The following is a 25,309-nucleotide window of genomic DNA, read 5'->3' on the forward strand; positions in this document are numbered from 1 at the left end:
ACCAGGAAAAATTAGGATTATTACTTAATCAAACTATCCTAATTTGGTAACATTTTTTGAAACATTAATATGTGACATTTTGAAGTGCGGAATGCTGGCTACTATCTATGCAGTCAAGATTTACAAACAGTATGGGGATAAAGCGATGCCTGCGGCGGGCGCTTTGCGCCATCGCCTACCAGGTATTCTTATCTTTGAATAATCCCATTAATTTACGTTTGCGACCATGCTCTGCTTCTAATTGTGAATGATAAGCAGACCATTCAGCTTGTTTTCCCATTTGATAATAAGCAGCTTTCGTTTTCTTTAACCAACGCACCGCAGATTCATAACGGTCAGCTTTTCCTTCATTCATAATTGGTTCTGCGCGTTTGCGGGAATTATTAATTACCCAATCAGGACGATGAGGAATTGCTGCATCCATAACTTTGTGAACTAATTCTGAATCATAGTAACTATCTCTTTCTACTGTTTTAATTGCATCATCAATTAATCCTTCATAGAGAAAAATATCAACTTTAGCTTCTTGTATTCCCCAATTTGGTTCTTTGCGGAGTGTTGCCAATAAATCTTGTTTAACTGTCGGCCAATTCTCTCCTGCTAAGTCTCGTATTTTTTGATAATGTCTAAATGATGCTCTGATTTTAAAGGCGATAATACTAGCATTAAAAGCTGTAGTATATTCTTCTAATCCTTGAGCTAAATCGCTTGTCCAATTTGCAAATTCATACAAACAATTGCCTGGTAATTTTATCCCTGCTTCCGATATTTCTAAGGCTTCCACTAAATACCCATCTTCCCGTAAGATTTTGGCTAAGGCAAAAGCTGCTTCTGCTGTATCCATAAGAACTTTAGCCGCAGATATGGCTTCTTTTATTCGACCCAAAGCTGCTAATTGAGTTAGATATTGTTGGGTCATTCCTTCTGCTAAAGCTAAATTCAAATACTCTTGATAACGATTTTGAATTTCTAAAATTTCTAACCGAACAGCCGCTAAATGATTTGCAAAATCTGGTCTTTCATCTTCCCAAAGCTGTGCAGTATCATCTCCTTGTAAGATTCGTTGCAGTGGTTCATAATCCCAACTTTGACGCAATGCTTCTAAACTCATGGCAAACTCTGCATTAATTTCATCCTGCCATGATGACAACAACATTTGTAAATCTACCTTTTCTGGTTGTGATAATTCTGAACATAAAATTGCTTCTGTCCATGCGATATCAAGATTTTCTGCTATGGAAAAACAGTCTCCACCATAATCACATAATTCATTCCATTCTTCGGCGTAAGCTGTGGTGATAGCTTCCAGAATTAAAATGGCATTATTACCATCTCCATTCTTAGCAAATTCTTGTGCTTCCTCAACTACAGCTAGTAATTCATCTGTAAATGGATCATCTTCTGAGCCATATTCTAATTCTTGTAATCCATCTCGTAAAATCCGCTTGACCTGAGAGCGAAATGGTTTGACATCAATGTTCCGTTGTTGGGTAGACAGTTGTTCTTTAGCTGGTTTTGGTAAATCTATTAAACTGACAAAGTTATCAATTTCATCAATTAGTTCTGGTTTATTTTCTCCTAATTCTTGTAATAATCGCTGGGTTTGGACAATATCAAGACGATTTAATAACTGTTCTAATGTGGGACGTTCTGTAATTGTTTCTGATTTACGTAAACAATATAATAAAGTAGCGACAATATGTTTACACCACCCATCGTAATCGTAAGCACAGTTACAATAAGCTGAGGTAATTCCGGCTGCATCAAAATTGATACTGACTTGATAGGGTCTGATTTCGCTTCCTTCAACTGCTGCTTGAATTAGATTACCTCGTTTTTTCAGGTCTGCAACTGCATCTCTACGATAATAATCTTCACCACGACTGTAAGATGAGGAATTAGAGTTATGGCGAATTATTGCTTCAGAAATTGGTAGAATTTGCATAAGACTTAAGTTAATTATTTTCAGCTTGATACTTAAATAAAGTACATTATTTTACGTTTTAATAACCAGTTTACAGCAGACGGTAGGAGTAAAACCGCTCATCCACAGGAGTCAAAAAGTGTTTAATTGCATTTTGTGATCCATGGGTCACATTTTTTGATCTAGAAACATTTGCAAATACTCATCTGATGTACTATTATCACCGTTCAGCTGACAAGTAGCCTTGACGATAGTTCTTTTTCTTCAAAAAAGCTGCCTGTTTCATTGACCATTGCTTGACAGGAGTTAGTGGGACAATATCTGCGAACTGATAAATCCCAGATTCCGCACCCACAACTGTCACACCCCAAAAAAACGGATATATTTAGTACGGAAGAACTAATGATTGGGAGAATTGACTAGAATTTATTAGAGTTAAATCCCACATTCCGCAGATCAAATCCACTTCTGAATAATTATCACGAAGGATTCAGGGTTGTATAAACTTTTCTCCAAAAATGTTCTCAATAAATGAGATAAATTTCTAATAGGTATTTTATAGTTCATTAACTCTCCAGTAAACCAGTAGAAGCAGAAGGAGCGAAAACCCATAAACTTGGTAAATTACCCTCTGGTAAAGAAGTATTTTCCCGTTTGGCTACTAACGCCTTGAGAATAATTAAATTTTTGGAATTATATTACAATAGTTATTATGTATAGCCAACTTAATCAAAATTTACTATGAGCATTAGTCTCACACCTAAGCAAGAACGCTTTATTGAAACAAAGCTGCAAACTGGGAAATACCATTCTGTAGAAGAAGTTCTAGAAATCGCTCTCAAGTTGCTAGATGAGTATGATCGTTCTGAGACAGAATGGGTTGAGGAAGTGCGTGAAAAAATTGATGCGGCTATTGCAATTTCAGAACACACAGCACCTATTGACGGTGAAACATTTGTAAATCAAATTTTAGATCGTTTTCAGCAACAGCGACAGGTAGAAAAATGAATCGTTACGTTATTAATATTCTCGCTAGTCGTGATCTGAGCGAAATTGCTGAATACTTCTCACAAAATAACCTAGAAGCAGGTGAAAAATTTTTCCAGGAATTTAACCGTAAATGTCAACAATTAATTTCCTTTCCAAATAGTGGTAAAAGCTACTCAGAAATACATGCTGATTTGCGAGGATTACTCCTTGAAGGCTATATAATTTTTTATAGAGTCTTGGATGTGGATGATGGAATTGAAATTTTGCGGGTAGTAAGTGGTCGTCGTAATCTTCCCTCTGTGTTTGATGATTCTCAATAGAATGAATAGGATAAATTCTACCAGACCGTGAGCTACACTAACGCATTTCTGATGTAGAGTGCATAATTCAGCAACGCTAAATTTATTATATCAATTGATAGATGTTGTCATAATTTTTATACCAATATTTTATAAATAAGTGTTGAAAAAAGAAGAGACAATCTTATATCTGCAATTACGCAATTTGATAGCTGACTGAGGCAAGCAGGATAGTAGAAAATGATGCTTATTCGGAAGTATTTATAAAGATTGAGACATGAGAATACACAATAATCTTGATTGCAGTAATTACCAAATTCCCCAACAGTACGCAATTGAAGTTTATCCAATGGTATCCCAGCGTCGTCCAGTTGATAAAAAAAGTTCAATTTTCTTATTGGTAGCAGCAGCAACAGCATTAGTGTTGGCAAATACATCGATCAATCATCTGCTGATGTCTGTATTAATTTTGCTGACTGCCATCATCGCAGCATTTCCCAAATTAGCAAATAAGTTGTTGACTAAATTTGAAAAATTGCAACGCCGTTGGGGAATCAACCTTTATGCCATTTTAGTCGGCATTATCTGTATAATTTTCACTTTTGATTTCACCACAACACCAGCTAATGCCCAATTTTTTAATAGCGCCCAAACATGGATGACAGGAGCTTTTGCAGGAATGCCTGCTGATGCTGTTGCACTATTTTTTAATGTCCTTAGAGCATTATTTTTGCTGTATCTTGGTATTTCTTTGGTAAGAATTGTCAATGCTGCCAGAAACGATGAAGATTGGCAGAATTTAGCGAGAACTCCACTGATCATCAGCGTTACTATTGTAGTTGGCGATATTCTCACAGGTTTGATTACTGGTAATGCGGCTTAAATAGCTCAGAAAAAGAGGGATTGAACTCTTTCTTAAAGAGTAGCTTTTAGAGATTTACAGTAGATTCCAGATAAGTGAGGTACAGAATCTAAGTTAAAAGCCAAACAATAAGACAGTTTTAATTTTGACTCCAGATCCTTGAATTTTTGTGCATAACGGGTACTCGTTTCTCAACAACTTCTATCACCCTTGGATAAATTCACTATTTTTCGACAATACAACGAATAAAATTTCAGCTTTTCTCTCAGTCTGATAATAGCAGTTTAGGTTAAATTTACACCTTCAAAAACCTCAGATGATGAAGCGCAAAGAATTTAGAACAGTCAACCGAGTTTTGGGGGAACAACCGAGAATTGGACCATTTCCAGCAGATCAAGTTTTTCCTTGGACAGCTATTGCACTGATTACATACTTAATCTGCAAACAAAGTCTCCAAGCTTCTTGGTTAGTGACTGGATTAGTTATCGCTTGGGGGTGGGGAACTTGGTGGACTCTTACCAGTAATAAAACCTGGTTATCAAAGTTTCTCACTGTACCCAGAGTTACTAGAGGATATAAACGCTTTTACTCCCTGATTCAACAACCAGAAATTCTAAGAAAGAGGAAAAGGGGCAGGGAGGTGGGGAGTAGGGGGAACAATGGTTTGAGTCTTATTTACTTTTCTTCACATAGTTTGGCTTTGGGCATAAATAAATTTAGATGCTTGTATTCATTTCTTTGTCGGTCAAAGTTAGGAAATGTCACATTATTTGAGTAGAGAAATCATGACCATAAGTTCTTCAGCTAAAGATAAAATACCCAAAGATAAGGTAGGCAGAAAAAATATCTCTGCTCAAGAAATTTCTGTTGCTAAACGCCTCACTCCTTTTGAGGACTTAACTCATATTGCAGCAATCGCTAGTATCTCCATGGCCGGCAGAAAAGATGTTGGTGCAATTATCCTCAAGCGAAAAGACGATATCCAAATTAAATTCTGCTTTGACTGCCAAGGTATCCATTCATCACTGCCAGAGAGTCAAATTTTACCAATTTTTGCAGGTATAGAAGCCGGACTTAAAGAAATACCCTATGGTGAATCTTTAACGTTTCATCTGGGTTCATTTACCGATGATCATGAGCGTCAACAGGAACTAAGAGCATTAGAAGAAAATTGTCGCAGTAATGAACTGATGCTGTTAATTCGGTCAGAAAGGTTACGAATTAGAGATTTAACAAATCAAGGCGATCGCAAAAACAAATTTTTGAGAATTTACTGTACCTATACTGTTGCTGAAAATAGTGAAACAGCGGACTTTGTAGAGAAATTCATTCTTCAAGCTAAAGAAAGTTGGCATAAATTTACTGGACAAATTCACGAAGTTAGACATCAACGCATTGAATCAATTCTCAAAAATAGCTTTACATCTGGCTTTCAACTATGGGAACAAACCCTGAATAATAAAATGGGGTTGAATATTAAACCCTTGGGTTCTCAGGAACTGTGGGGAGTAATTTGGGGACAATTTAATACCAGCAACCCTCCAAATATTCCGCACTTGCTGACTTTAGATGATGATGGATTGCGGGAAGAACAAAACAGCGATTTCCACATCCGTCACTTAATTTTAGAACGAGAGGCATCAGTTCCTTTTTTGGATAGAGCTTGGGTAAATTTACAAGACCATTATATTGGTGCATTAACATTCACAGAAAAACCGATTGGCTGGGTGGATGAATATGCTCAATTACGGTATTTGTGGGAGCTAATCGCTAGAGATAAGGTTTCTGACACAGAAATCATTTGTCAACTGACCAGAGCTAACGAGGGGTTAGCTAAAACAGCACTGCAACGTCTGACTAAACAATCTATCGTTTCCTCTGCCATGTCTGCTGATAAAAACAGCGTGGATGTAAAAGCCAACTTGAACATGGAAGAAGCGATCGCTGCCCAAGAAACCATCTATAAAGGTGCAGTGCCAATTAATACGGCGGTAGTCTTCCTGGTACACCGTCCCTCACGTCAAAAACTAGACGAAGCTTGCCGTTATGTTTCTAGCTGCTTTCTTCGTCCGGCTGTGGTAGTACGAGAAACAGAATATGCCTGGAAAGTATGGTTACAATGTTTACCAATTGTTTGGCAAAATTTGCTAACTAAACCATTTAATCGCCGGTTGCCTTATTTTAGCAGTGAAGTCCCCGGACTAATGCCAGTAATTAAAACTGCAACTGGAGATAAAACAGGGTTTGAATTAATTGCTGATGAAGGTGGTACTCCTATTCATTTAGATTTATACAACCACCACAAAAATTTAGCAGTATTTGGGACAACTCGTGCAGGTAAATCGGTATTGGTGGCTGGTTTACTTACCCCGGCTTTAGCTCAAGATATTCCCGTTGTTGCCCTTGATTATCCCAAGCCAGATGGTAGTAGCACTTTTACTGATTATACCAATTTTATGGGGGAAGATGGGGCATATTTTGATATTAGTCGTGAGACCAATAACCTGTTTGAATTACCAGATTTGAGGGGGTTAGAAGTAGAGTTAAGAAAAGAGCGATTAACAGATTTTAAGGATTTCCTTAAATCTACAATTATCACAATGGTGATAGGTACTAATCCTGTTGGTGTTGATGCTACAATGGTGAGTAATATTGAAAGTATCATCACCTTAGCAATTGAAACTTTCTTTGCCGATGATGACATCAAATTACGTTATAAATTGGCATTAGAAAAAGGTTTGGGTACGGAAGAATGGAATGATACGCCTACACTTAATGACTTTTATAACTATTGCTCTCCTGGTTATATTAAACTAGATTCAATTGCCAGTAATAGTGAAGAACAACTCAAAGCACTAGACCAAATTAGGTTGCGATTAAAATTTTGGCTCAATAGTAGAGTTGGTCAATCTATTAGCAAACCCTCCAGTTTTCGTACTGATGCTAAATTGTTAGTATTTGCATTGCGTTCTCTTTCTTCTGAAGCAGATGCAGCTATTTTATCATTAAGTGCTTATGCTGCGGCTTTGCGTCGCGCTCTGAGTTCTAAGGCTTCAATTTTCTTTTTAGATGAAGCACCAATTTTGTTTCAATTTGAAGCAATTGCCGAATTAATTGGTAGATTATGTGCTAATGGTGCTAAAGCTGGAATTCGTGTAATTTTATCAGCACAAGAGCCAGATACTATCTATCAAAGTAAATCATCTGCTAAAATCTTTGCTAACCTGACAACTCGGCTGATTGGTCGGATTCAAAGTAGTGCGATAGAGTCATTTATCAAATATTTTCAATATCCAACAGAGATTATTTCTCGTAATAGTACAGAGTCATTCTTTCCCAAAAAGGAAGGTATTTATTCACAATGGTTATTAGATGATAATGGTAAATTTACATTCTGCCGTTATTATCCTGCTTATTGCCTTTTAGCTGCTGTTGCTAATAATCCCCAAAAGCAGGAACTCAGAACTTTATATCTCAGGAAATATAAAGATGATCCTATTACTGGAATAGTCAGGTTTTCTGAAGTGTACATCAAAATGATTAGAGGTGAAGAACTTACTGAGGAGGCTTATGAAATTTTAGAAGAGGTGAAACTAAAATCAAAGTCAGCACATCATTCAGAATCTAAGTCTGATAAACCATTGAAAATAGTGGCATAATAAAGTAAATATAAATAAAAAAATATCCCATCTTTTTTAGAGCAGGGTAGTAGGGGGAGAAAAAGTTGTTTTGATAGGAGTGAAATTAGACCATCTTTTTTGTGGAGTTATCTAAATGAAACAGGCTCTATAAATCTGGAATCGAATAATAAGACTTTCTGCGAGACTGTAATTTTTTCTATAAACCAGATATCCAATAACAAAAGACACATCTATCAAACTTATTTGTTGCTATCTTATTTTCTGAGTTTACCTATCCTTTAGTTATTAAACAGGAAATATCTCATGAACAGTAACAAGAAAAAAATCATCTCAACTGCTATTACATCAGGTTTTATATTAGCAGCAATAACTATCCCAAGTAATGCCTTTGCAATTGACTTAGGAGGACAACTTGATAACTTCTTCAATCAAACCTTTGGATATATAAACGGCTATTTCGACGAAGTAGCAAGTCAGCTAAAACAAGAAGTAGATAAAAGTTGGGGGAATCTCCAAAAAGATGCTCAAGCAGCAATTGAAGAATCTACGGGAAATATGGGAATACCAGACCCTACAGCAGCTAGTGAAAAATTAGCTGATAAGTTGCAAGATAAAGGAGGAATAGCAGCAGAAAGTAGCACTATTATTGGTGCAGTGGAAGCTGGAAAAGAACTAGAAAGAAATAGCACTCGTGCTGCGGTAGCTGGTGTTTTAGGAAAAGCAGGACAACAGCGGACTCAAACTGAAATTGATGCTACCAACAAAACTGTTGGAGAAGCACAGCAGTTAGCTGAAGATGCTCAAAATATGGATGCTTCACAAGATGTTCTCAAAGCAATCGCTGCCCAAAATGCTCAAATTGTCTCCATGTTAGGACAGGTACGGACTGATGGTTTACAAGCACGACATGATGCCCAACAAACTAATCTCATGCTCAATCAAATTGCTGAAAGTCAATCAGAACAAAATCGAGCTAGAAGAGTTTTATCTACTGGTATGACTAGTCAATATTTAGAGTTAACTGGTTGGAGTAGATTAGACCCTGCTTATGTCAAAAAATAAGATATATTGCCCCTAAAAATTTTAACACTAATCACATTCTTCAATAGGGAGTTAATTAACTCTTTTTTCCCTTCTATTCTACCAGGAATAACATTATGCTTGGCCAAACAATACTAGCAGCAAATAACTTCGGTGCAGGAGATTTAATCGAAAATGCGTCTGCTGGTGCCAGTTTGGTAGCAGAAGGTTTTAATGAACTATGGAAACAAACTCTTACCGGTGGATTATATGCTTCGCTGTGTAAAGTTGGAGTATTATTTGCAGTTGCTACCCTCGCATTATTCATGGTGCAATGGGGTAAACAAATGATTAATGACGAAGAACAAAGAGCATTTAGTGAATTAATCTGGCCTTTAATTGTCACTGTTCTTCTTGCTAATAATGGTTCTCTACTAGCAAATAGCACTTTGGCATTGAGGGAATATATTAACAGTGTCAATAACTATATATTAGAGTACACCGCAGCAGACGCTGATTTGAGAGCCGCTTACCAACAAGCACTAGGACAAGCGGCATTAGAAACAGCCGTAGGTAATGCTATTCAAGAATGTCGTTCTTCTCAATTATCAAACGAAGAAGAAATACAGTGTCTCAAACAAGCAAAAGCCGATTTAGAAGCTAAATTTCCTGACATTTTTAAAGATGCAGAAGGTGGTAGCTATTTAGGAGCAGCAGGTAGTTGGGTAACTCAAGGTTTGGACAAAATTAATCAAGCAGCTTCCGAAGCTGAAGGTGATGGTTTAGTGGGAACTATTACCAGCAAATTGTCTGCGGCTTCTAGTGCTGCAATTGGTGCAGTTGTTACCACCTTTATTACCAGTTTATTATTAGCACTAAATAATGCTTACCAATGGGGGTTGGAACTAGCATTACTTTTAACTGCATTGATAGCTCCTTTAGCAGTTGGAGGTTCTTTAATGCCAATTGGTAATAAAGCAATTTTTGGTTGGTTAACAGGGTTTTTTACTGTTGGTCTTGCTAAACTTTCTTTCAATATTATTTTAGGTTTAGCTGGACAGTTAGTTGCTACAGCCAAAGCTAGTCAACCGATGATTTTTCTGGCATTTATTGGTTTAGTTGCCCCATTTTTAGCTACAGGAATTGCTGCTGGAGGTGGTCTAGCAGTGCTAACTCAGCTTAATAATGGCGCTCAATGGTTGGCTAGTGGTGCTATCTCAGCAGGTAATATTGCTCTTTCTGCCAGTGTGTCCCGAATTACAGCCATGATTCGCAAATAAAAAGTTTATCAATAAGAACTTTATCAATTTTGAGAAATTATGCTAAATCACACTAAATCCAAAGTTCCTAAAAGGGAAACATTACAGTTTTTAAGTTCTGGACAATCGGTATCTAATCCCATTGCTATTGTTGCTATCATCTCACTAATTTGTAGTTCTTTATCCTTCCTATTACAAATGCTCAATTATGGTGCAACTTCAACTTTAGCTCGTAAGGAACCACCATCTTTAGTCCAGATTGCTGATGGGAATACAATCAATGTGAAAGCACTCGAACCTGATGACCGTTCAGCAGAAGTGATTAAAAAATTTGTGGTTGATACGCTGGTAAAAATGTTCAATTGGGATGGATTAATCAAATCAACTAAAAATGGAGAAATTATTACTCAACCAGATAATGGCACTAATATCAAAGTTACAAAAGGGACTGCAAGAGTTACGACAAAAGCTTGGGAAGCTGCTTTTGCATTAAGTGAAGAACAAGACTTTCGAGCCAGTTTTCTGAAAAGATTAGCAGAACTTACACCACCAAGTGTCTTTCAAGGTGGTTTACAAAGTTCTCTAGTACCAAGATATGTTAGTGAACCACGCAAGATAGGTAAAGGAAAATGGCAAGTAGATGTGATTGCTACTTTGGTGACTTTTAGTAAGGAGGATAATGCTGGTAATGGAATAGCTTTTAATAAAACTGTGACATTCAAGTAATACAAAGTCCTCAAAAACCTCCAGAAACTACAGAGATTGCTCAGAAAATTTATTCGGTTCGCAGGTCAGGTTTAGAAATTATTGAAATCACAGATTTGAATTTAGGAAAGAACTAAGAAAATACGGTTCAATCAAGGTAAATTATCTGTTTAGATAAGTACAGGGAGAGACAAAGCTGTAAGTTCGTTTTATAAAATCCAAATATGTTGGATTTGGTAAAATGGCTAAAACTCAACAACAATAACGGATTGAATCAACTTTATATACTGTTACATGATTTGAATTTTTCCAGCCAACTTACTTATTGAGAAATTAATCTCATACAACAGATATGTTTCTTTCGGATATTTTATGGTGGTTGAAAATTGATTATAGCGATTCTTATCCAAGTGAGGTACACAGAAGAAAAAATTAACCGCAGATAGAAGAGGATGGACGGAGATAAACGCAGATAAATTTGTACCTCAGCAGACTAGGAAATGCCATATCATAAAAGCCTTACGGGGAAAGCATTATAAACAATTATGTCGATATTTTCAATGAAATGCCGACACAATAAGGTGTTTAATGATTTGAACCGGGTTTTCCATAAAAAGAACCGAAGAACCACAGATATTTACTTTATTGATACATAAAAATTGAGAATTCTGGTTATTTACTGTAAATACAATAAGGATATTTATGAAAACGAATTTAGAGAACCAAATTGAATCTAATAAGATAGATGATTTGCTCTCTTTTGCAGAAGATGAAGTTGAAAATACCGTTACTAACACTGAAAATCAAAATACTATTACCGAATCAGATGTGCAATTAGCAGATGAATTGGAATTAGTAGAAACACAACATTCACTTGTAAATTCTCCCTGGTCACGCACAATAGTAGTTGGGGGAGGATTTGGATTAGGATTTCTGCTAATTTTTATGTTCCTCAATCCCATGATGAATGGCAAGGTAACTAAGAAAGAACAAACACCAGAAGTTTCTACTACCTCTCCTCCTGAAGAAGAAGTTCCCAAAAAAGATGGTGATATTTATGCCAAATTAGCATTACAAAAACAAGCAGAAGAACTGGAAGCATTCAAAGAACAAAATAGAGTTAGGCAAGAATTACCCGTTGCAAAACCGGATAAGCAGACAATTGAAAACTTACGCAGAACTAAACCTATTTCTACTAAATCTGTCAGAAGGGAAACATCATCAACTTCCACCAGAGAACAACAACCTAGAAGAATTGCGAGAACCGAAAGACCTGTGAGAGATGTGCCAATCGCACGCTATTCACCCCCAGTAAAAACTGTTGCAACTTCAACAATATTACCCAAACAACAAACTACTTTTAAAGCTCCTATAAAACCTTCAGATCCATTAGCAGAATTAGCAAATTTACGTTCTCTTGGTTCTGGTGGTCAAATTTATTATGCAGCAGCAATTACAACAAATGATAAACAGGAGGTAGCAAGCACTCAAACTCAAAATATTAGCACATCTGATTATACTCCCAGGCGTAGGTCAAGTTATAACCGCAATTCTCAAATAGAACAATTAAAAACAGTTACTACTAATAATGCATCATCAGATTTTGATAGCACTGTTGATAATAACAATGAGGTGATTGAAGAACTAAAAGCCAAGTGGACTCCAGTTAGTACAAAAAGTTTAACTAAAAGTGATAAGGTAACTAATTTCAGCGAAAGCAAGAATTATTTCCCAGAAGAAGCAGCTATTATTGAGGGCAGAGAAGAACAGTATTTAAGGGTAGGAGAATACGCTACTGGGGTATTAGAAACACCTGTCGTCTGGTCAGCAAATATTAATTCTAATAATTCTCAGATTCAAACTAAGTTTGTTGTGAAACTCACCCAACCTTTAATGAGCAATATTGGGGAAGAAGCGATTCCTGCTAATACACTTTTGAGTGCAGAAATTCAGGGAGTTGATTCATCTGGCAGAGTTACGGCTGTTGTTACTGCCATTCTCAAAGATGGCACTGAATATACATTACGACCAGGAACAATTGTTATACAAGGTAAAGGAGGAGAACCTTTAATTGCTAATCAGTATCAGGACAAAGGTAAAGAGATATTGAGCTTGGATGCAGGATTAGGTTTGATGTCAGGACTGGCCAAGATAGGGGAGGTGGTTAATCAACCTGATACTCAAAGTAGCATTTCTCAATCTAATGGTGGGTTTAGCAGTATCCAAACCAGTCGCAATGGAAATCGCTCATTACTGGGTGCTTTTGCTCAAGGAGCGTTTGGTACAGTTTCCAAGCAGGTAGAGGAACGAAATCAAAAAGCGATCGCAGAAATTATGAAGCGACCTAATATTTGGTTTATCCGGCAAAACACGCAAATTACTGTTCAAGTAAATCGCTCTTTGCGACTTTAAATTACTGAGTACAGATTGGGTGAAGGTGTCTCCTGGAGGATGAAAATGGACAAGTTTTTCTGGTTATTTCTGGCTGTTACAACGTCTTGCTTGGTCAATATTCCATCTCAGGCACTACCGACACCAAGAACACAATCAACTAATACCAAGAATTCTGTACGTATTATCCCTCAAAGTAAGGCCACTGGAACTCAAGCACAACTGCAAACTGTAGAGGTATGGACGGGACATGGTGTATCCATCTCATTTTACGAGACTGGTGAGGTTATTCAACGAGTGTGGTTAGATGACCCCTCCCGCATCCTTATGGATGTAGATGGTTGCTTGCAAGGTTTATCTGATAAGTCTAATTGTCAAAACCCAGGAGCAGGTTTAATTCATCTGCGACAAATTAACCCGGTTAGTATTCCCGGAATGCCTACAGCTAAAAACGGCGCACACTTGACGGTAATTACGCAATCTTCAGCAGGAAAGCGCCAAGTTTACAACTTTCGGGTGCTAACAAGCAAAGGAACTCCACGCTACAGTACCATCTCTATCACTCCTGATGTCACCCGCAAAGAAAAACCACCCGCAGATTCTATCATTGTCGCCACTATTACCAGAGGATTACAAGTAGCAGCAGAAAAACGCTGGATAACTCCCAGTAATCCTTTATGGCAGAAACTTCAACAACTAATTCAAGAGTTACAGTCAGGTAAAAATTTGACCACTGCCGCTCAAAGTGTCAAAGTTTCTCCTCAGCTAGTTGAGCGTTTATTGCAATTAGGGTCTGAATCAACTCTTCCTAATCAAGTTCCTAATCAAAAAGTTAAACCTAAAATTCAGAGAAATCAAAATTTTTCAGACGATTCTTCTAGTAATTAATTAGGATGTAAATATGTTGTTAAATCGTCATCATCAAAATAATCAACAACCTGTTGAAAGTACAAAAACTAATCAATTAAATTTCAATTACCATATCAAATATTGGATGTTTTTGGGTTTATGTACAAGTTTATTATTACATGGCTTAATATCCTTTCGCCATCATAATTTACTTGGTTATATTTTAGGAATTCAGTCAGTAACGGCATCTCCTACACCAACAGTGAACACTATCCCTAGCAAATACATCAACAATGCACCAGTTCCTGATTGGGAGAGTATTACATTTAAATCTTTTGTTTTCTCTAGTCCTGGTAGTGTTGAACTTCCGAATGTTGAATTTCCTGGATATAAATCAATCAGAAGTTGGCAAGCGGGACAAAGTTTAGATGAAGTGATGGAATTGGGAGATTTTGAAAATGTATTTAATTTAGAAAATTTTAGTTTACAAACAATTGGTCAACTGAGTGGTATTTCTCTGGTAAATACTAAGTTATCAGATTTTCAAACGATTAAATGGCAAACTGTCCCTGAATTAACTAAAGCCATTCCTACTCTAGTTAATGAATATGTAGAAAATGTACCACCTATTCAAGATTTGATTAAAAAGATATTGGGTGGTACGAATATTAATGGACAAACAATAGGAGAAATCATCAATGATTTACCACAGATAAAAGATATAGAGTTAGGAGAAATTGATTTATCTCAATATAAACTAACTTCCATTCCTGGAATAGAAAAAACTGCTCTTAAACAATTTAGTAATTGGCAGAATACTAGGATATCAAAAATACCTGGACTGAATCAGGTAACATTCGCTAATTTTCCCAATGCACCTGTACCCCAAGGAAGTATTGTTGGTAAATTAGATTTGCCATTAAAGGAAGTAGAATCAAACCGACAACGTTCGATTAGTGGTAGTGACCAAGTTGGATTTAATATTCCATGTACTAACAACTGCGCTCACATAGAATTATCAGGTGCAGGTGGAATCACAGGTACTCAATGGATGAGTGGTAAATTTCAACAAGTAAAGGGTGGTTTTGGGATATTAGGCAATCTTAATGGTGGAAAAGAACCAACAGGAAGGCATCCTTTTGGTAAGGGGTTTAAACAAGCTGTGTGGGATATTAATGAAGGTGATGGAACTGCAACAACTGCTATTTTCTTCCGCATTTGTCGGCGAGGAGGTTGGTTTGATTTAGGTTGTTCACCTTATTTCATTGGACCGTTTCCTTTTTTCATATATCAAGAAAAATCACCTATATTTCTTGGTACTCCTTTAACAGTTCCCTAGAGAATTTAATGTTTTTTGAAGTTACATTTTAGTGGAGATAGGATGTTATGTGTAATGAGAGTTTATATATCGTGCTGATATTACAATTCTATCTAATCCGTGTTTTTAGAGGATGCGTGAAAAAGCATAAATAGATTTTTTATTTCACGCAGAGAAGATATGGAAACAAAAGATAATTTTTTATGACTGATATAGGACTAATATAGCACTCCTATTTGATTTCTAAAAAAATCGGGTACACCTTAATTTTCCATAATCCTCTTACCTGCCTAAAAAAAACTATCAGCAATCAAATCGTATACCTATACAGTAAACCAAAAAGTTTTTCAAAGAGAGCGATCCACTAGGGATGCAGCAGGTATCACGAATAAATACGTATAGCAAGAGAGTATTATGTAATACTCTTTGTATAAAAAATAATTATCATATTTTGCAGTGGGTCAAAATGTGAAATAATCAAAGTAATAAATTGTATTTTATCTAAAAAAATTGACTATTTCATCTCTAAAAAAAGCCAAGGGGAACGAGTTTACAGAAGAACCAATTTTAACAGACTCAGAAACTCTGGATGAGGTTATTGAATGTTTAGTAGAAAATTTTTCGATTGAAACACAAGGGATATGTGACCAAAAAACTTTATTTGAGATCCTCATAAAAGCAGCAAGCAGTGGAGATAGTATTGAGAATACAGCTAAAATATTAAAGAATGTTCCCACAGCTAATGATATTAGATATCATCTCAATAAAATCAACAATTTTGAGGAATTAGAGGCGCAAATAAATCAAGCGTTGAAAAGTCGAATTCCTTTAGGATTAAAAAAAGGGTGCTTAAAAATAGCGATTGATTTAAATTTAATTTGCTATTATGGTAAACCAACGGATGAGGAATTACCTTACATATATCGAAGTCAAGCAAAATCTGGTACTCATTCATTTTACGCCTATGCAACCTTATATGTTATTAGCAAAAATAAGCGTGTAACTCTTGCAGTGAGAGGTGTTCGACGATTAGATACTAGTGTTGCAATAATTACTTATTTATTGGCAGAACTTGACTCTCTTAACATAAATGTTAAAAAACTCTATCTAGATAGGGGATTTTTTAACACTCCTGTAATCCGATGGTTGCAAGCATTAGATATACCATTTATGATGCCTGCTATTAAAACGGGAAAACAAGGAGGAATCAAGCAATTTTTGAAGGGTAAAAAAAGTTATAAAACCACCCATACTATCACAAGAGATAAAGACGATTCAGTTACTTTTGATTTATGGATTATCTGTAAATATAGAAAGGGAAAACATAATAAGCATGGGGTAAAATATTTGGCTTATGTTGTGCATAAAATTAAAACGAATTTAGATTATATCTATCAAGATTATCGAAAAAGATTTGGAATCGAAACTAGCTATCGGTTGAAAAATATCTGTCGTATAAAAACGAATAATAAAAAGCCTGCTTTGAGATTATTATTCGTTGGTATATCCTTTCTTTTAGTTAATATTTGGGTGAATATCCTGTGGTGCAAAATTAGTCGTAAGAGGAAAGGTAGTCGATTAATTTATCGCACGCTTTTCGTACTCAAACAAATGTTAGCCTTTTTATCTCAGGCTGTTGAGCGTAAATATCAAGTAGTCCAAGGCATCTACATTCCATCAGGTTAACATCAAGAAATTATTAATCAATAAATTATAAGTAAAAATTATCTGTACTATGTTTGCTGATTAAAGGATTGTGTATCATTAAGTATTAAAAACCACTATTTTTTTAGCTTTTGCTCTTAGGAAAAAAACTTTTTGGTTTACTGCTATATATGTTTTAAAATATTCATCTACAACAATTTTCAAATTCTCAAACAACACTCTTGCGCTCCTCTCTGCGCCTCCGCGTCTGGAGCGTGAGATAAAGAAAATGTAGTTATCTACTTGAAATGGCTGTCATACAAAATATCCCAATATTAAGTCTATATCAATCATTTTGAAATTTATCTAATCACAATGACTACCAACAACTTTATTTCCGAACTTCAAAATCCCCAAGCACCAATTGGTAAATACACTCATTACCTTTTTTCTGCTAATGGGTTAATGCTGACAGGATTATTGGTAGGATTTCTATTACTACAAATGTTATCTAGTAATAAAAAAGGCAGGTTAGCTACCAGTTATTTTGGCGGCAGCAAGGAAACAGCTAAAGCGAAAAAGAAAGCTATCAAACAAATCACTAATCCTCAATGTGATAGTGCCACTCTCTACGTTGGTAGACACAAATTTACAGGTCGAAAAACTCAAGACAAAGAGCAGGGAAGTCCCATACCGTTATACATACCAGATGTACAAAGAGGAACGGCAGTAATTGGCGCTCCTGGTAGTGGTAAATCTTTTTCTGCTATTAACCCGATGATTTATAGTGCCATTGACCAAGGTTTTCCAATTGTTTTATATGACTTTAAATACCCAACGCAAGCTAAAGTTGCCAGTTATGCGAAAAAGATGGGTTATCAAGTCCATATCTTCGCCCCTGGTTTCCCTGAAAGTGAGGTGTGCAATCCCCTTGACTTTCTCCGAGATTCTACGGACGCGGAAACGGCAAGACAGTTAGCGACTGTAATCAACAAAAACTTCAAAATGATGGCTGCTAGTAATGAGGATGCTTTTTTTGGCCCTGCTGGTGACCAGTTGACCGAAGCTATCCTGATGCTGACTAAACAAACTCAGTATCCAGATATTATGACGGCTGCGGCTATTTTGAGTAGCGATCGCATGGTAGAACGGTTAATGGCTGCTAACCTCAATCCCTGGATTAAAATTGCTTTTGGTCAGTTGTTTAGTTCTGCTGGTTCTGAAAAAACTATTGCTGGTATTGCTGGTACTGCCAGTTTGATGTTTACCCGGTTTATGAAAAAGAATACTTTGGGGTGTTTTGTTGGTAAGACGACTCTACCTCTGGAAATCAAGGGTAAGCAGATGATTATCTTCGGGTTGGATAGGGAACGACGGGATGCTGTGGGTCCACTATTGTGCAGTATTTTGCACATGACTGTTGCTAGAGCCATTGCTAAAAAACGGCAAGACCCATTAGTTGTTGTCCTCGATGAAGTGCCTTCTTTATATCTCCCAGACCTGTTTAGATGGCTGAATGAATCTCGCAGTGAGGGTTTTTGCGGCATTTTGGGATGGCAGAACATGGGACAGTTAGAGAAATACTACGGTAAGGAAGTTGCTAAAACCATGCTGGGTGCTTGCGGTACGAAGTTCATTTTTAATCCGGGTGAGGAAGAATCAGCGCGGTTATTTAGTGCTTACCTGGGAGATGAAGAAATTAAGTATAAGCAGAAATCTAAAAGCACTGGGGGAGGTAAAAGTAGTACCTCAATTTCTGAACAGGAGAAAACACGGAAGTTGTTTGAACCAGCACAGTTTTTGAAGTTGCCACCGGGGAAGTGTATATTTATCAACCCGGCTTATTGTAATCAAAATGAAGCTTCTGTTCCTTTATTAAAAACAATTAAAATCCCCAAAGTTTTAATTAATATTGACCAAGAGAATGACTCTACGTGGACAAATTTGATTGCTCAGTTGACAGAAAAAAGCACTCAACAACGTCCTACCCAAGAAGATTTAGATAAGCGAGTGGCTGAGGTAAATAAATTATTTCCTATTCCTCAGCAACCTGTACAAGCTGGTGCTGTACCATTACCAATTGATGCTTATAAAGGATTTTTCTAATTATCAATGTTAACGTAATTTAGATAGGGAGATTAAGAAACAGTTAGCCAAGATAGGTTTTTTTCTAGAGGAATAGAAATGATACAGGATAGTGAACGAAAAATTGTTTCAGAGTTTCGCTCCCAACTGGAAGCAATAATTCCCATTTTAGATTTGCGGGTATTTGGTTCAAGAGCGCGGGGTGATGCTACAGAAGAATCAGATTTAAATGTATTTATTAAAGTCGCTGAATTAGATAGATATTGTCGAGAAAAAATTAGTGATTTAGCATGGGAAGTAGGTTTTAAACATAATCTGGTTATTTCCACTTTTGTAGTCACAGAAGCACAGGTAGAAACGGGAGCTATGGGGGCTAATCCCTTACTGTCTAAGGTGTTACAAGAGGGTATTCCTATATGCTGAATCAGCAACTAAAGTTATTAAGTAAGTGGGCAGAATAAAACCAAACTGTGTGAAGAAAAGTAAATAAGGCTCAAACTCTTATTCCCTCTGCTCCCTGCCCCCTGCCTTATCCTAACGATAATTATTTACGCCCACCTACTTAAATGAATCCTATTAATTCTTAAATTCTGATCTAAAATGGATATATTAATATGTTTGATGAAAGAGTAACGCAATTAGCAACTGCTTATCAAAAAACTGTTGACCATATAATTGATGAGCTTCAAATTACTGCGTCAGTATTAGCAGAATTAGTCCAGGCTTTAATAGATCAAGTCAGAGAAAAACTTAAACAAGAACAAGAAAAGTTATCTGAAATTGAAGTACAAATAGGAAGTGAGAAATATCGGCTTGTTCCTGATGAAGAATATCCTGGTGCTTGGAAATGGGAATCTGCCGAAATGTCCGATGTCCAAGTGCAGAATATCGCCAAGCGGTTAATGTTAACAGCAGCAGATAATTCTCAAGACATCACAGATATTGTTCTAGCTAATAATAATTCTTCTTTAGCTATCATTGCCACTATTGAATCAGGTGATAAATTAACTGTTTACCAGCAAGATATTGAAGGTAAATGTCGTCATAACTGGGTGACAGAAAATTTAGAGACTGAGGAAATTATCGCTGTAGTCTATGAACCCATAATTCGTTATTTACCTCCTAGTCAAAATCCCACGGATAATACAGCAGAAACAAAGGAAGATTTAACAAAAATTGTTGATGAACTGCTCGGTCAATTTTTTGGAGTTCAAGATATTGAGAGTGAAGTTTTTGATAATTCTACAGAATCTGAATCTCCAACAGCAGCAGTAAGTTCTAGAGAAAACATTGAATTAGAAAATGAATTTACACCTATTTTAGATTTACCATTTGAAGAGGAAACTTTCGTCTTTTGGGATGAAAATACTCCATTACCAGAACCACCAGTAGATGATTCACCAGAATGGGATGATGCCAGGGATATACCTATGGCTGAAACGACATATTCAGAAGAAGAAAATCAGCATGATTTTACTGATAAGCAAGTTTCGACGAATGAGATAAAAGCTGAAGAAACAGTCGTAGAGACAACACCTGAAGTTGATGCTTTTAGGGAAGAAAAGTCAGCTAGATTTGTTGAAACAACAGAGGAAGAAACTGAAACACAAAAACGAAAAGTTGCTTTTACACCAAACTACAATGGTGTGGTTTCATCTCCAACAGTAACTTCTCAAAATCAGAAGTGGATACGGGAAGTGGAAGTTCCTATTAAGAAGGATGTTGCACCCATTTGGCAAAAGGTTATAGGTTTAAATTGGCTAAAAATGCGGCATAATCTCAAAGTTGAAAATGCCAAAATTGCTCAAACAGCAGTTGCACTTCTCAAGGCTTATGGAGAGACGTTAGCAGATGGTTCTAGAATTTACAGAAGTGATGCTTTTGTAATTAAAAAAGAAGGTGAAAGATATAGTATCCACCATCGGCGTGATGAATTATCTAACTTTTCTAATTCTTTGATGGAATTTACTGTCAATTCACGTCAGGATATAAAAGTTAAAGTTCCTCCTACACAAATGTTAGCAGTAGAAAGACAAGAGTTTTTGATGGTAGCTGAGAAGATTTCGGGTGAGAAGAAATTACCACAGTTACACAATGCAGATATCAGAAATATTGCTAACCAACTAGGTTCTTTAGCACCTGCTGGTACTTTTGCAACGTTAGAAAGTTTTAGAAAGACTGAGGTTTTGGGTTTACTCAATTCTGCTTTACCAGTAAACCAAAAAGTTTTTTTCCTAAGAGCAAAAGCTAAAAAAATAGTGGTTTTTAATACTTAATGATACACAATCCTTTAATCAGCAAACATAGTACAGATAATTTTTACTTATAATTTATTGATTAATAATTTCTTGATGTTAACCTGATGGAATGTAGATGCCTTGGACTACTTGATATTTACGCTCAACAGCCTGAGATAAAAAGGCTAACATTTGTTTGAGTACGAAAAGCGTGCGATAAATTAATCGACTACCTTTCCTCTTACGACTAATTTTGCACCACAGGATATTCACCCAAATATTAACTAAAAGAAAGGATATACCAACGAATAATAATCTCAAAGCAGGCTTTTTATTATTCGTTTTTATACGACAGATATTTTTCAACCGATAGCTAGTTTCGATTCCAAATCTTTTTCGATAATCTTGATAGATATAATCTAAATTCGTTTTAATTTTATGCACAACATAAGCCAAATATTTTACCCCATGCTTATTATGTTTTCCCTTTCTATATTTACAGATAATCCATAAATCAAAAGTAACTGAATCGTCTTTATCTCTTGTGATAGTATGGGTGGTTTTATAACTTTTTTTACCCTTCAAAAATTGCTTGATTCCTCCTTGTTTTCCCGTTTTAATAGCAGGCATCATAAATGGTATATCTAATGCTTGCAACCATCGGATTACAGGAGTGTTAAAAAATCCCCTATCTAGATAGAGTTTTTTAACATTTATGTTAAGAGAGTCAAGTTCTGCCAATAAATAAGTAATTATTGCAACACTAGTATCTAATCGTCGAACACCTCTCACTGCAAGAGTTACACGCTTATTTTTGCTAATAACATATAAGGTTGCATAGGCGTAAAATGAATGAGTACCAGATTTTGCTTGACTTCGATATATGTAAGGTAATTCCTCATCCGTTGGTTTACCATAATAGCAAATTAAATTTAAATCAATCGCTATTTTTAAGCACCCTTTTTTTAATCCTAAAGGAATTCGACTTTTCAACGCTTGATTTATTTGCGCCTCTAATTCCTCAAAATTGTTGATTTTATTGAGATGATATCTAATATCATTAGCTGTGGGAACATTCTTTAATATTTTAGCTGTATTCTCAATACTATCTCCACTGCTTGCTGCTTTTATGAGGATCTCAAATAAAGTTTTTTGGTCACATATCCCTTGTGTTTCAATCGAAAAATTTTCTACTAAACATTCAATAACCTCATCCAGAGTTTCTGAGTCTGTTAAAATTGGTTCTTCTGTAAACTCGTTCCCCTTGGCTTTTTTTAGAGATGAAATAGTCAATTTTTTTAGATAAAATACAATTTATTACTTTGATTATTTCACATTTTGACCCACTGCAAAATATGATAATTATTTTTTATACAAAGAGTATTACATAATACTCTCTTGCTATACGTATTTATTCGTGATACCTGCTGCATCCCTAGTGGATCGCTCTCTTTGAAAAACTTTTTGGTTTACTGTTTACAACAAGCTAAGACTGATATTTTAACTATAGGTGAATACACGATTTCTAGATCCAGGGATGTAGAAGCTGGGGTGGCACAATTGCAGCTACATAAAACTAATCATCAGGGTGAACAACAAGAAATGGTATCTTTTACTCTCCATAAAACGGCAGAAGGTATTGTTAAGCAGATAGATTATCTTAATATGAGTGATTGGGATTTAACACAGTTGAAGTTTATATCCCGCAATGCTCATTTGTTTGATTTGGAGAAGTATGGTTTAGTTGATAACGCAAGGGATGGTAGCAAGGAGGTTAAGAATATTGCTGATATACCAGTTCCTCTACATCCTGCACTTAAAAAGGTATGGCAGCAAGTGGAAAGGGATAATTCTCATATTAATTCTTTTCTTATTAATGCAGAAGAGGTTAAAGTAGGTATTCGAGATAAGCTTGAAAAGTCTCAGGAGATGCTGTCTGTAGGGGAACAGAGAGAATTATATTTTAAACTGTTGGTTTTACAGAATTTAAAGTATGATGATTTGCAAAATCAAATGTCACCTTTGAGAGAAATAACTAATGATTTGGAAAGGTGGCGTAAGGAAGTAGTTGCCAATAAATTTACTTCCAAAACCAGAATATTAACAGAAGATATAGAGACAACAAGAAGTGCAGAAATATCTATGTAAATACAGCAAGTTTTATGTATTTATAGCACTTTTCTCTTCTTTTCTTCCCTTACGCTTATCCTGCGGGATCTTTTGACGGAAATTGCGTCTTGGCGTAGGATATGAAAATGTGGTTCATTTACCTGAAATATTTTTGTTCACCAGTTCCAATACAGGTTTTGGTATAAATACAGGTTTGCGTAAAAAATAGCTCCTAGAAGCGAAATCTCAGTAGAAGATAATTACTGAGAGAATTTTTAATATGAATATGTCACAGCAGTCAGGGGTTAAAGGTGATTGGCCAGCAGGACATCGACTATACCAAGGTAAATATACTGTAGAACAAAAATTAGGATGTGGGGGATTTGGTGTAACTTACTTAGTTAAAGACAAAAAATCTCAGCAAGTGGTGATCAAAACTCTTAATCAAGATGTACAGGTTCATCCCTGGTTTGAGAAATTGCGTCAAGATTTTTTTAACGAAGCTATCCGACTCGCTAAATGTAGCCATCATCCTCACATTGTACAGATTATCGAATTATTTGAAGAAGAAGCACTACCCTGTATCGTCATGGAATACATCCCTGGGAAAGATTTAGCAGATTGGGTAGAACAAAATGTTATGACAGAAGCCGAAGCTATATACTACATTCGTCAAATTGCTGAAGCTTTGGATACAGTTCACCAACAAGGTTTTTTACATCGGGACGTTAAACCCCAAAATATTATTATTACAAGCGATAGCGAAGCGCGACCTAGGAATCGCTCTCAAGCAGTTCTCATAGATTTTGGTATTGCCCGTGAGTATAAGCAAGGCGTTTTAACTACACATACTACTTTTATTTCTGAGGGGTATAGCCCAATTGAACAATACTATCCTACAGAAAAACAAGCCGCTTATACAGATGTTTATTCCTTGGCTGCAACTCTTTATTTTGCTGTGACTGGAGAAAGTCCAGCAAATGCTCAAAGGCGATATTACAATCTGGTTGAGTATCGGATAGATCCTTTAATAACTCCCCAGCAAATTAATTCTGAGATTAGTGAACAAGTAAATACAGCTATTGTTCAAGGTATGGCTTTTAATTCAGCAAATCGTCCACAAACTATTCAAGCGTGGTTAGACTTGTTACCAGAAATTAATACTCTTCCCCAAACGAATACAAATAATCATATTCGTGGAATTACTCAACCATCTTTACCAATAAAGTCTTCCTTGCAGACGATGCATATTTCTCGAAATAAGCAAAGTCACAAATTCTCTTGGGGAGTTTGTTTAGCTATTTTTCTGTTGATACCATCACTGATTTATTTTGTAGTTAATAATAATCTATATAAAAACTATATTTCATCTATATTTGTAAATGAAAATAGCTTAGTTTACAAAAATTCCCACTATGGCTTTAGCCTCAAATATGCCCAAAATTGGGTATTATCTCCCAAAAAATCTCAAGATTTTACTCGGGCAGTTGCGGAATTAGTATCATTTGGTTCCTTAAATAAGTCTTTTGAAAAAATTATCATCGAAGTCAGAGATGTAGATCCTGCTCATTCTTTACTTGAAGTCAAACAGGAAACTATCAAAGATATTCAAAAATGGGTTGCTAATTCAGAAATTCTAGAAAATAGAAAAGCTTATTTAGGTGGAAGAGAAGCTTATTTATTAGTTTATCAAGGACGCGAGCGCAGTAGATCAATTCGCCGACTGAGAGTGGCAACAGTCAAAAATAATCGTGAATATGCGCTGATTTATGAGGCAAATATGAGTAATTACGCTTTGCAAAGACAATCTGCTCAAACAATTATTGATTCGTTTACTTGGCTTAATTAGAGTCAGCAAAATCAGGCAAATTTAAAGTTTCGTAAAAATCTTAGTTATCTGCGTAAAAACTACAAGTTGTGGAAGAAAACCAAACAGAAGCATACAAGTAGTTGACATATTGACTGGAGGAGATGGA

Annotated in this window: 17 protein-coding genes and 2 pseudogenes; 17 read left to right on the forward strand and 2 right to left on the reverse strand. The window is 36.0% G+C overall.

What is annotated here, in order from left to right; translation table 11 throughout:
- Positions 1 to 175 precede the first annotated feature (175 nt).
- On the reverse strand, positions 176 to 1,945 hold the full coding sequence (locus AC012T_RS27705) for an SWIM zinc finger family protein (RefSeq protein ID WP_487067238.1): 1,770 nt from the start codon (positions 1,943 to 1,945) through the stop codon (positions 176 to 178).
- A 720-nt stretch (positions 1,946 to 2,665) separates the two neighbouring features.
- Here AC012T_RS27705 and AC012T_RS27710 point away from each other — a divergent pair.
- The 15 genes and pseudogenes from AC012T_RS27710 (at position 2,666) to AC012T_RS27780 (ending at position 21,263) form a co-directional block, all read left to right on the forward strand.
- On the forward strand, positions 2,666 to 2,932 hold the full coding sequence (locus AC012T_RS27710; protein WP_487067240.1) for a ribbon-helix-helix domain-containing protein: 267 nt from the start codon (positions 2,666 to 2,668) through the stop codon (positions 2,930 to 2,932).
- The gene (locus AC012T_RS27715; protein ID WP_016953739.1) at positions 2,929 to 3,234 is read left to right on the forward strand and encodes a type II toxin-antitoxin system RelE/ParE family toxin; all 306 of its coding nucleotides are present in this window, start codon (positions 2,929 to 2,931) and stop codon (positions 3,232 to 3,234) included. Before AC012T_RS27710 ends, AC012T_RS27715 begins: the two co-directional genes overlap by 4 nt.
- A gap of 256 nt (positions 3,235 to 3,490) precedes the next feature.
- Positions 3,491 to 4,096 (forward strand): hypothetical protein, encoded by a 606-nt coding sequence (locus AC012T_RS27720; RefSeq protein ID WP_487067242.1) that lies wholly within the window; start codon positions 3,491 to 3,493, stop codon positions 4,094 to 4,096.
- A 295-nt stretch (positions 4,097 to 4,391) separates the two neighbouring features.
- Positions 4,392 to 4,703 (forward strand): annotated as a pseudogene (locus tag AC012T_RS27725) (hypothetical protein); the annotation flags it as partial.
- Positions 4,704 to 4,860: 157 nt separating this feature from the next.
- Positions 4,861 to 7,734: a hypothetical protein gene (locus AC012T_RS27730; RefSeq protein ID WP_487067244.1), complete on the forward strand. Its 2,874-nt coding sequence runs from the start codon at positions 4,861 to 4,863 to the stop codon at positions 7,732 to 7,734.
- A gap of 285 nt (positions 7,735 to 8,019) precedes the next feature.
- Positions 8,020 to 8,778 carry a hypothetical protein gene (locus AC012T_RS27735; RefSeq protein ID WP_487067246.1) on the forward strand — a complete coding sequence of 253 codons (759 nt, stop codon included), beginning with the start codon at positions 8,020 to 8,022 and terminating at the stop codon, positions 8,776 to 8,778.
- Between the two features lie 95 nt (positions 8,779 to 8,873).
- A complete protein-coding gene (locus tag AC012T_RS27740) occupies positions 8,874 to 10,016 on the forward strand; it encodes a hypothetical protein (RefSeq protein WP_487067248.1) in 1,143 nt (380 codons plus the stop codon).
- 39 nt (positions 10,017 to 10,055) lie between these two features.
- Positions 10,056 to 10,837 (forward strand): annotated as a pseudogene (locus tag AC012T_RS27745) (hypothetical protein).
- Between the two features lie 565 nt (positions 10,838 to 11,402).
- On the forward strand, positions 11,403 to 13,112 hold the full coding sequence (locus AC012T_RS27750) for a TrbI/VirB10 family protein (protein ID WP_487067250.1): 1,710 nt from the start codon (positions 11,403 to 11,405) through the stop codon (positions 13,110 to 13,112).
- A gap of 45 nt (positions 13,113 to 13,157) precedes the next feature.
- Positions 13,158 to 13,979: a hypothetical protein gene (locus tag AC012T_RS27755; protein WP_487067252.1), complete on the forward strand. Its 822-nt coding sequence runs from the start codon at positions 13,158 to 13,160 to the stop codon at positions 13,977 to 13,979.
- Between the two features lie 13 nt (positions 13,980 to 13,992).
- Entirely contained in the window at positions 13,993 to 15,279 is a 1,287-nt protein-coding gene (locus AC012T_RS27760; RefSeq protein WP_487067254.1) for a hypothetical protein, read from the forward strand.
- Positions 15,280 to 15,768: 489 nt separating this feature from the next.
- Positions 15,769 to 16,944: an ISH3 family transposase gene (locus tag AC012T_RS27765; RefSeq protein ID WP_487063466.1), complete on the forward strand. Its 1,176-nt coding sequence runs from the start codon at positions 15,769 to 15,771 to the stop codon at positions 16,942 to 16,944.
- A 333-nt stretch (positions 16,945 to 17,277) separates the two neighbouring features.
- Positions 17,278 to 19,008, forward strand: coding sequence for a type IV secretory system conjugative DNA transfer family protein (locus tag AC012T_RS27770; RefSeq protein ID WP_487067256.1), 1,731 nt, complete (start codon positions 17,278 to 17,280; stop codon positions 19,006 to 19,008).
- A gap of 78 nt (positions 19,009 to 19,086) precedes the next feature.
- Positions 19,087 to 19,410, forward strand: a complete 324-nt coding sequence (locus AC012T_RS27775) for a nucleotidyltransferase family protein (RefSeq protein ID WP_487067258.1) — start codon at positions 19,087 to 19,089, stop codon at positions 19,408 to 19,410.
- 191 nt (positions 19,411 to 19,601) lie between these two features.
- A complete protein-coding gene (locus AC012T_RS27780) occupies positions 19,602 to 21,263 on the forward strand; it encodes a hypothetical protein (protein WP_487067260.1) in 1,662 nt (553 codons plus the stop codon).
- A 78-nt stretch (positions 21,264 to 21,341) separates the two neighbouring features.
- On the opposite strand, the gene AC012T_RS27785 is transcribed toward AC012T_RS27780, so the two are convergent.
- A complete protein-coding gene (locus AC012T_RS27785) occupies positions 21,342 to 22,517 on the reverse strand; it encodes an ISH3 family transposase (RefSeq protein ID WP_487063466.1) in 1,176 nt (391 codons plus the stop codon).
- A gap of 105 nt (positions 22,518 to 22,622) precedes the next feature.
- Here AC012T_RS27785 and AC012T_RS27790 point away from each other — a divergent pair, with 105 nt between their 5' ends.
- On the forward strand, positions 22,623 to 23,372 hold the full coding sequence (locus AC012T_RS27790; protein ID WP_487067262.1) for a hypothetical protein: 750 nt from the start codon (positions 22,623 to 22,625) through the stop codon (positions 23,370 to 23,372).
- A 241-nt stretch (positions 23,373 to 23,613) separates the two neighbouring features.
- Positions 23,614 to 25,182: a protein kinase domain-containing protein gene (locus tag AC012T_RS27795; protein ID WP_487067264.1), complete on the forward strand. Its 1,569-nt coding sequence runs from the start codon at positions 23,614 to 23,616 to the stop codon at positions 25,180 to 25,182.
- The last annotated feature ends 127 nt before the right edge of the window (positions 25,183 to 25,309 follow it).

The organism is Anabaena sp. EIM26 (assembly GCF_057568715.1).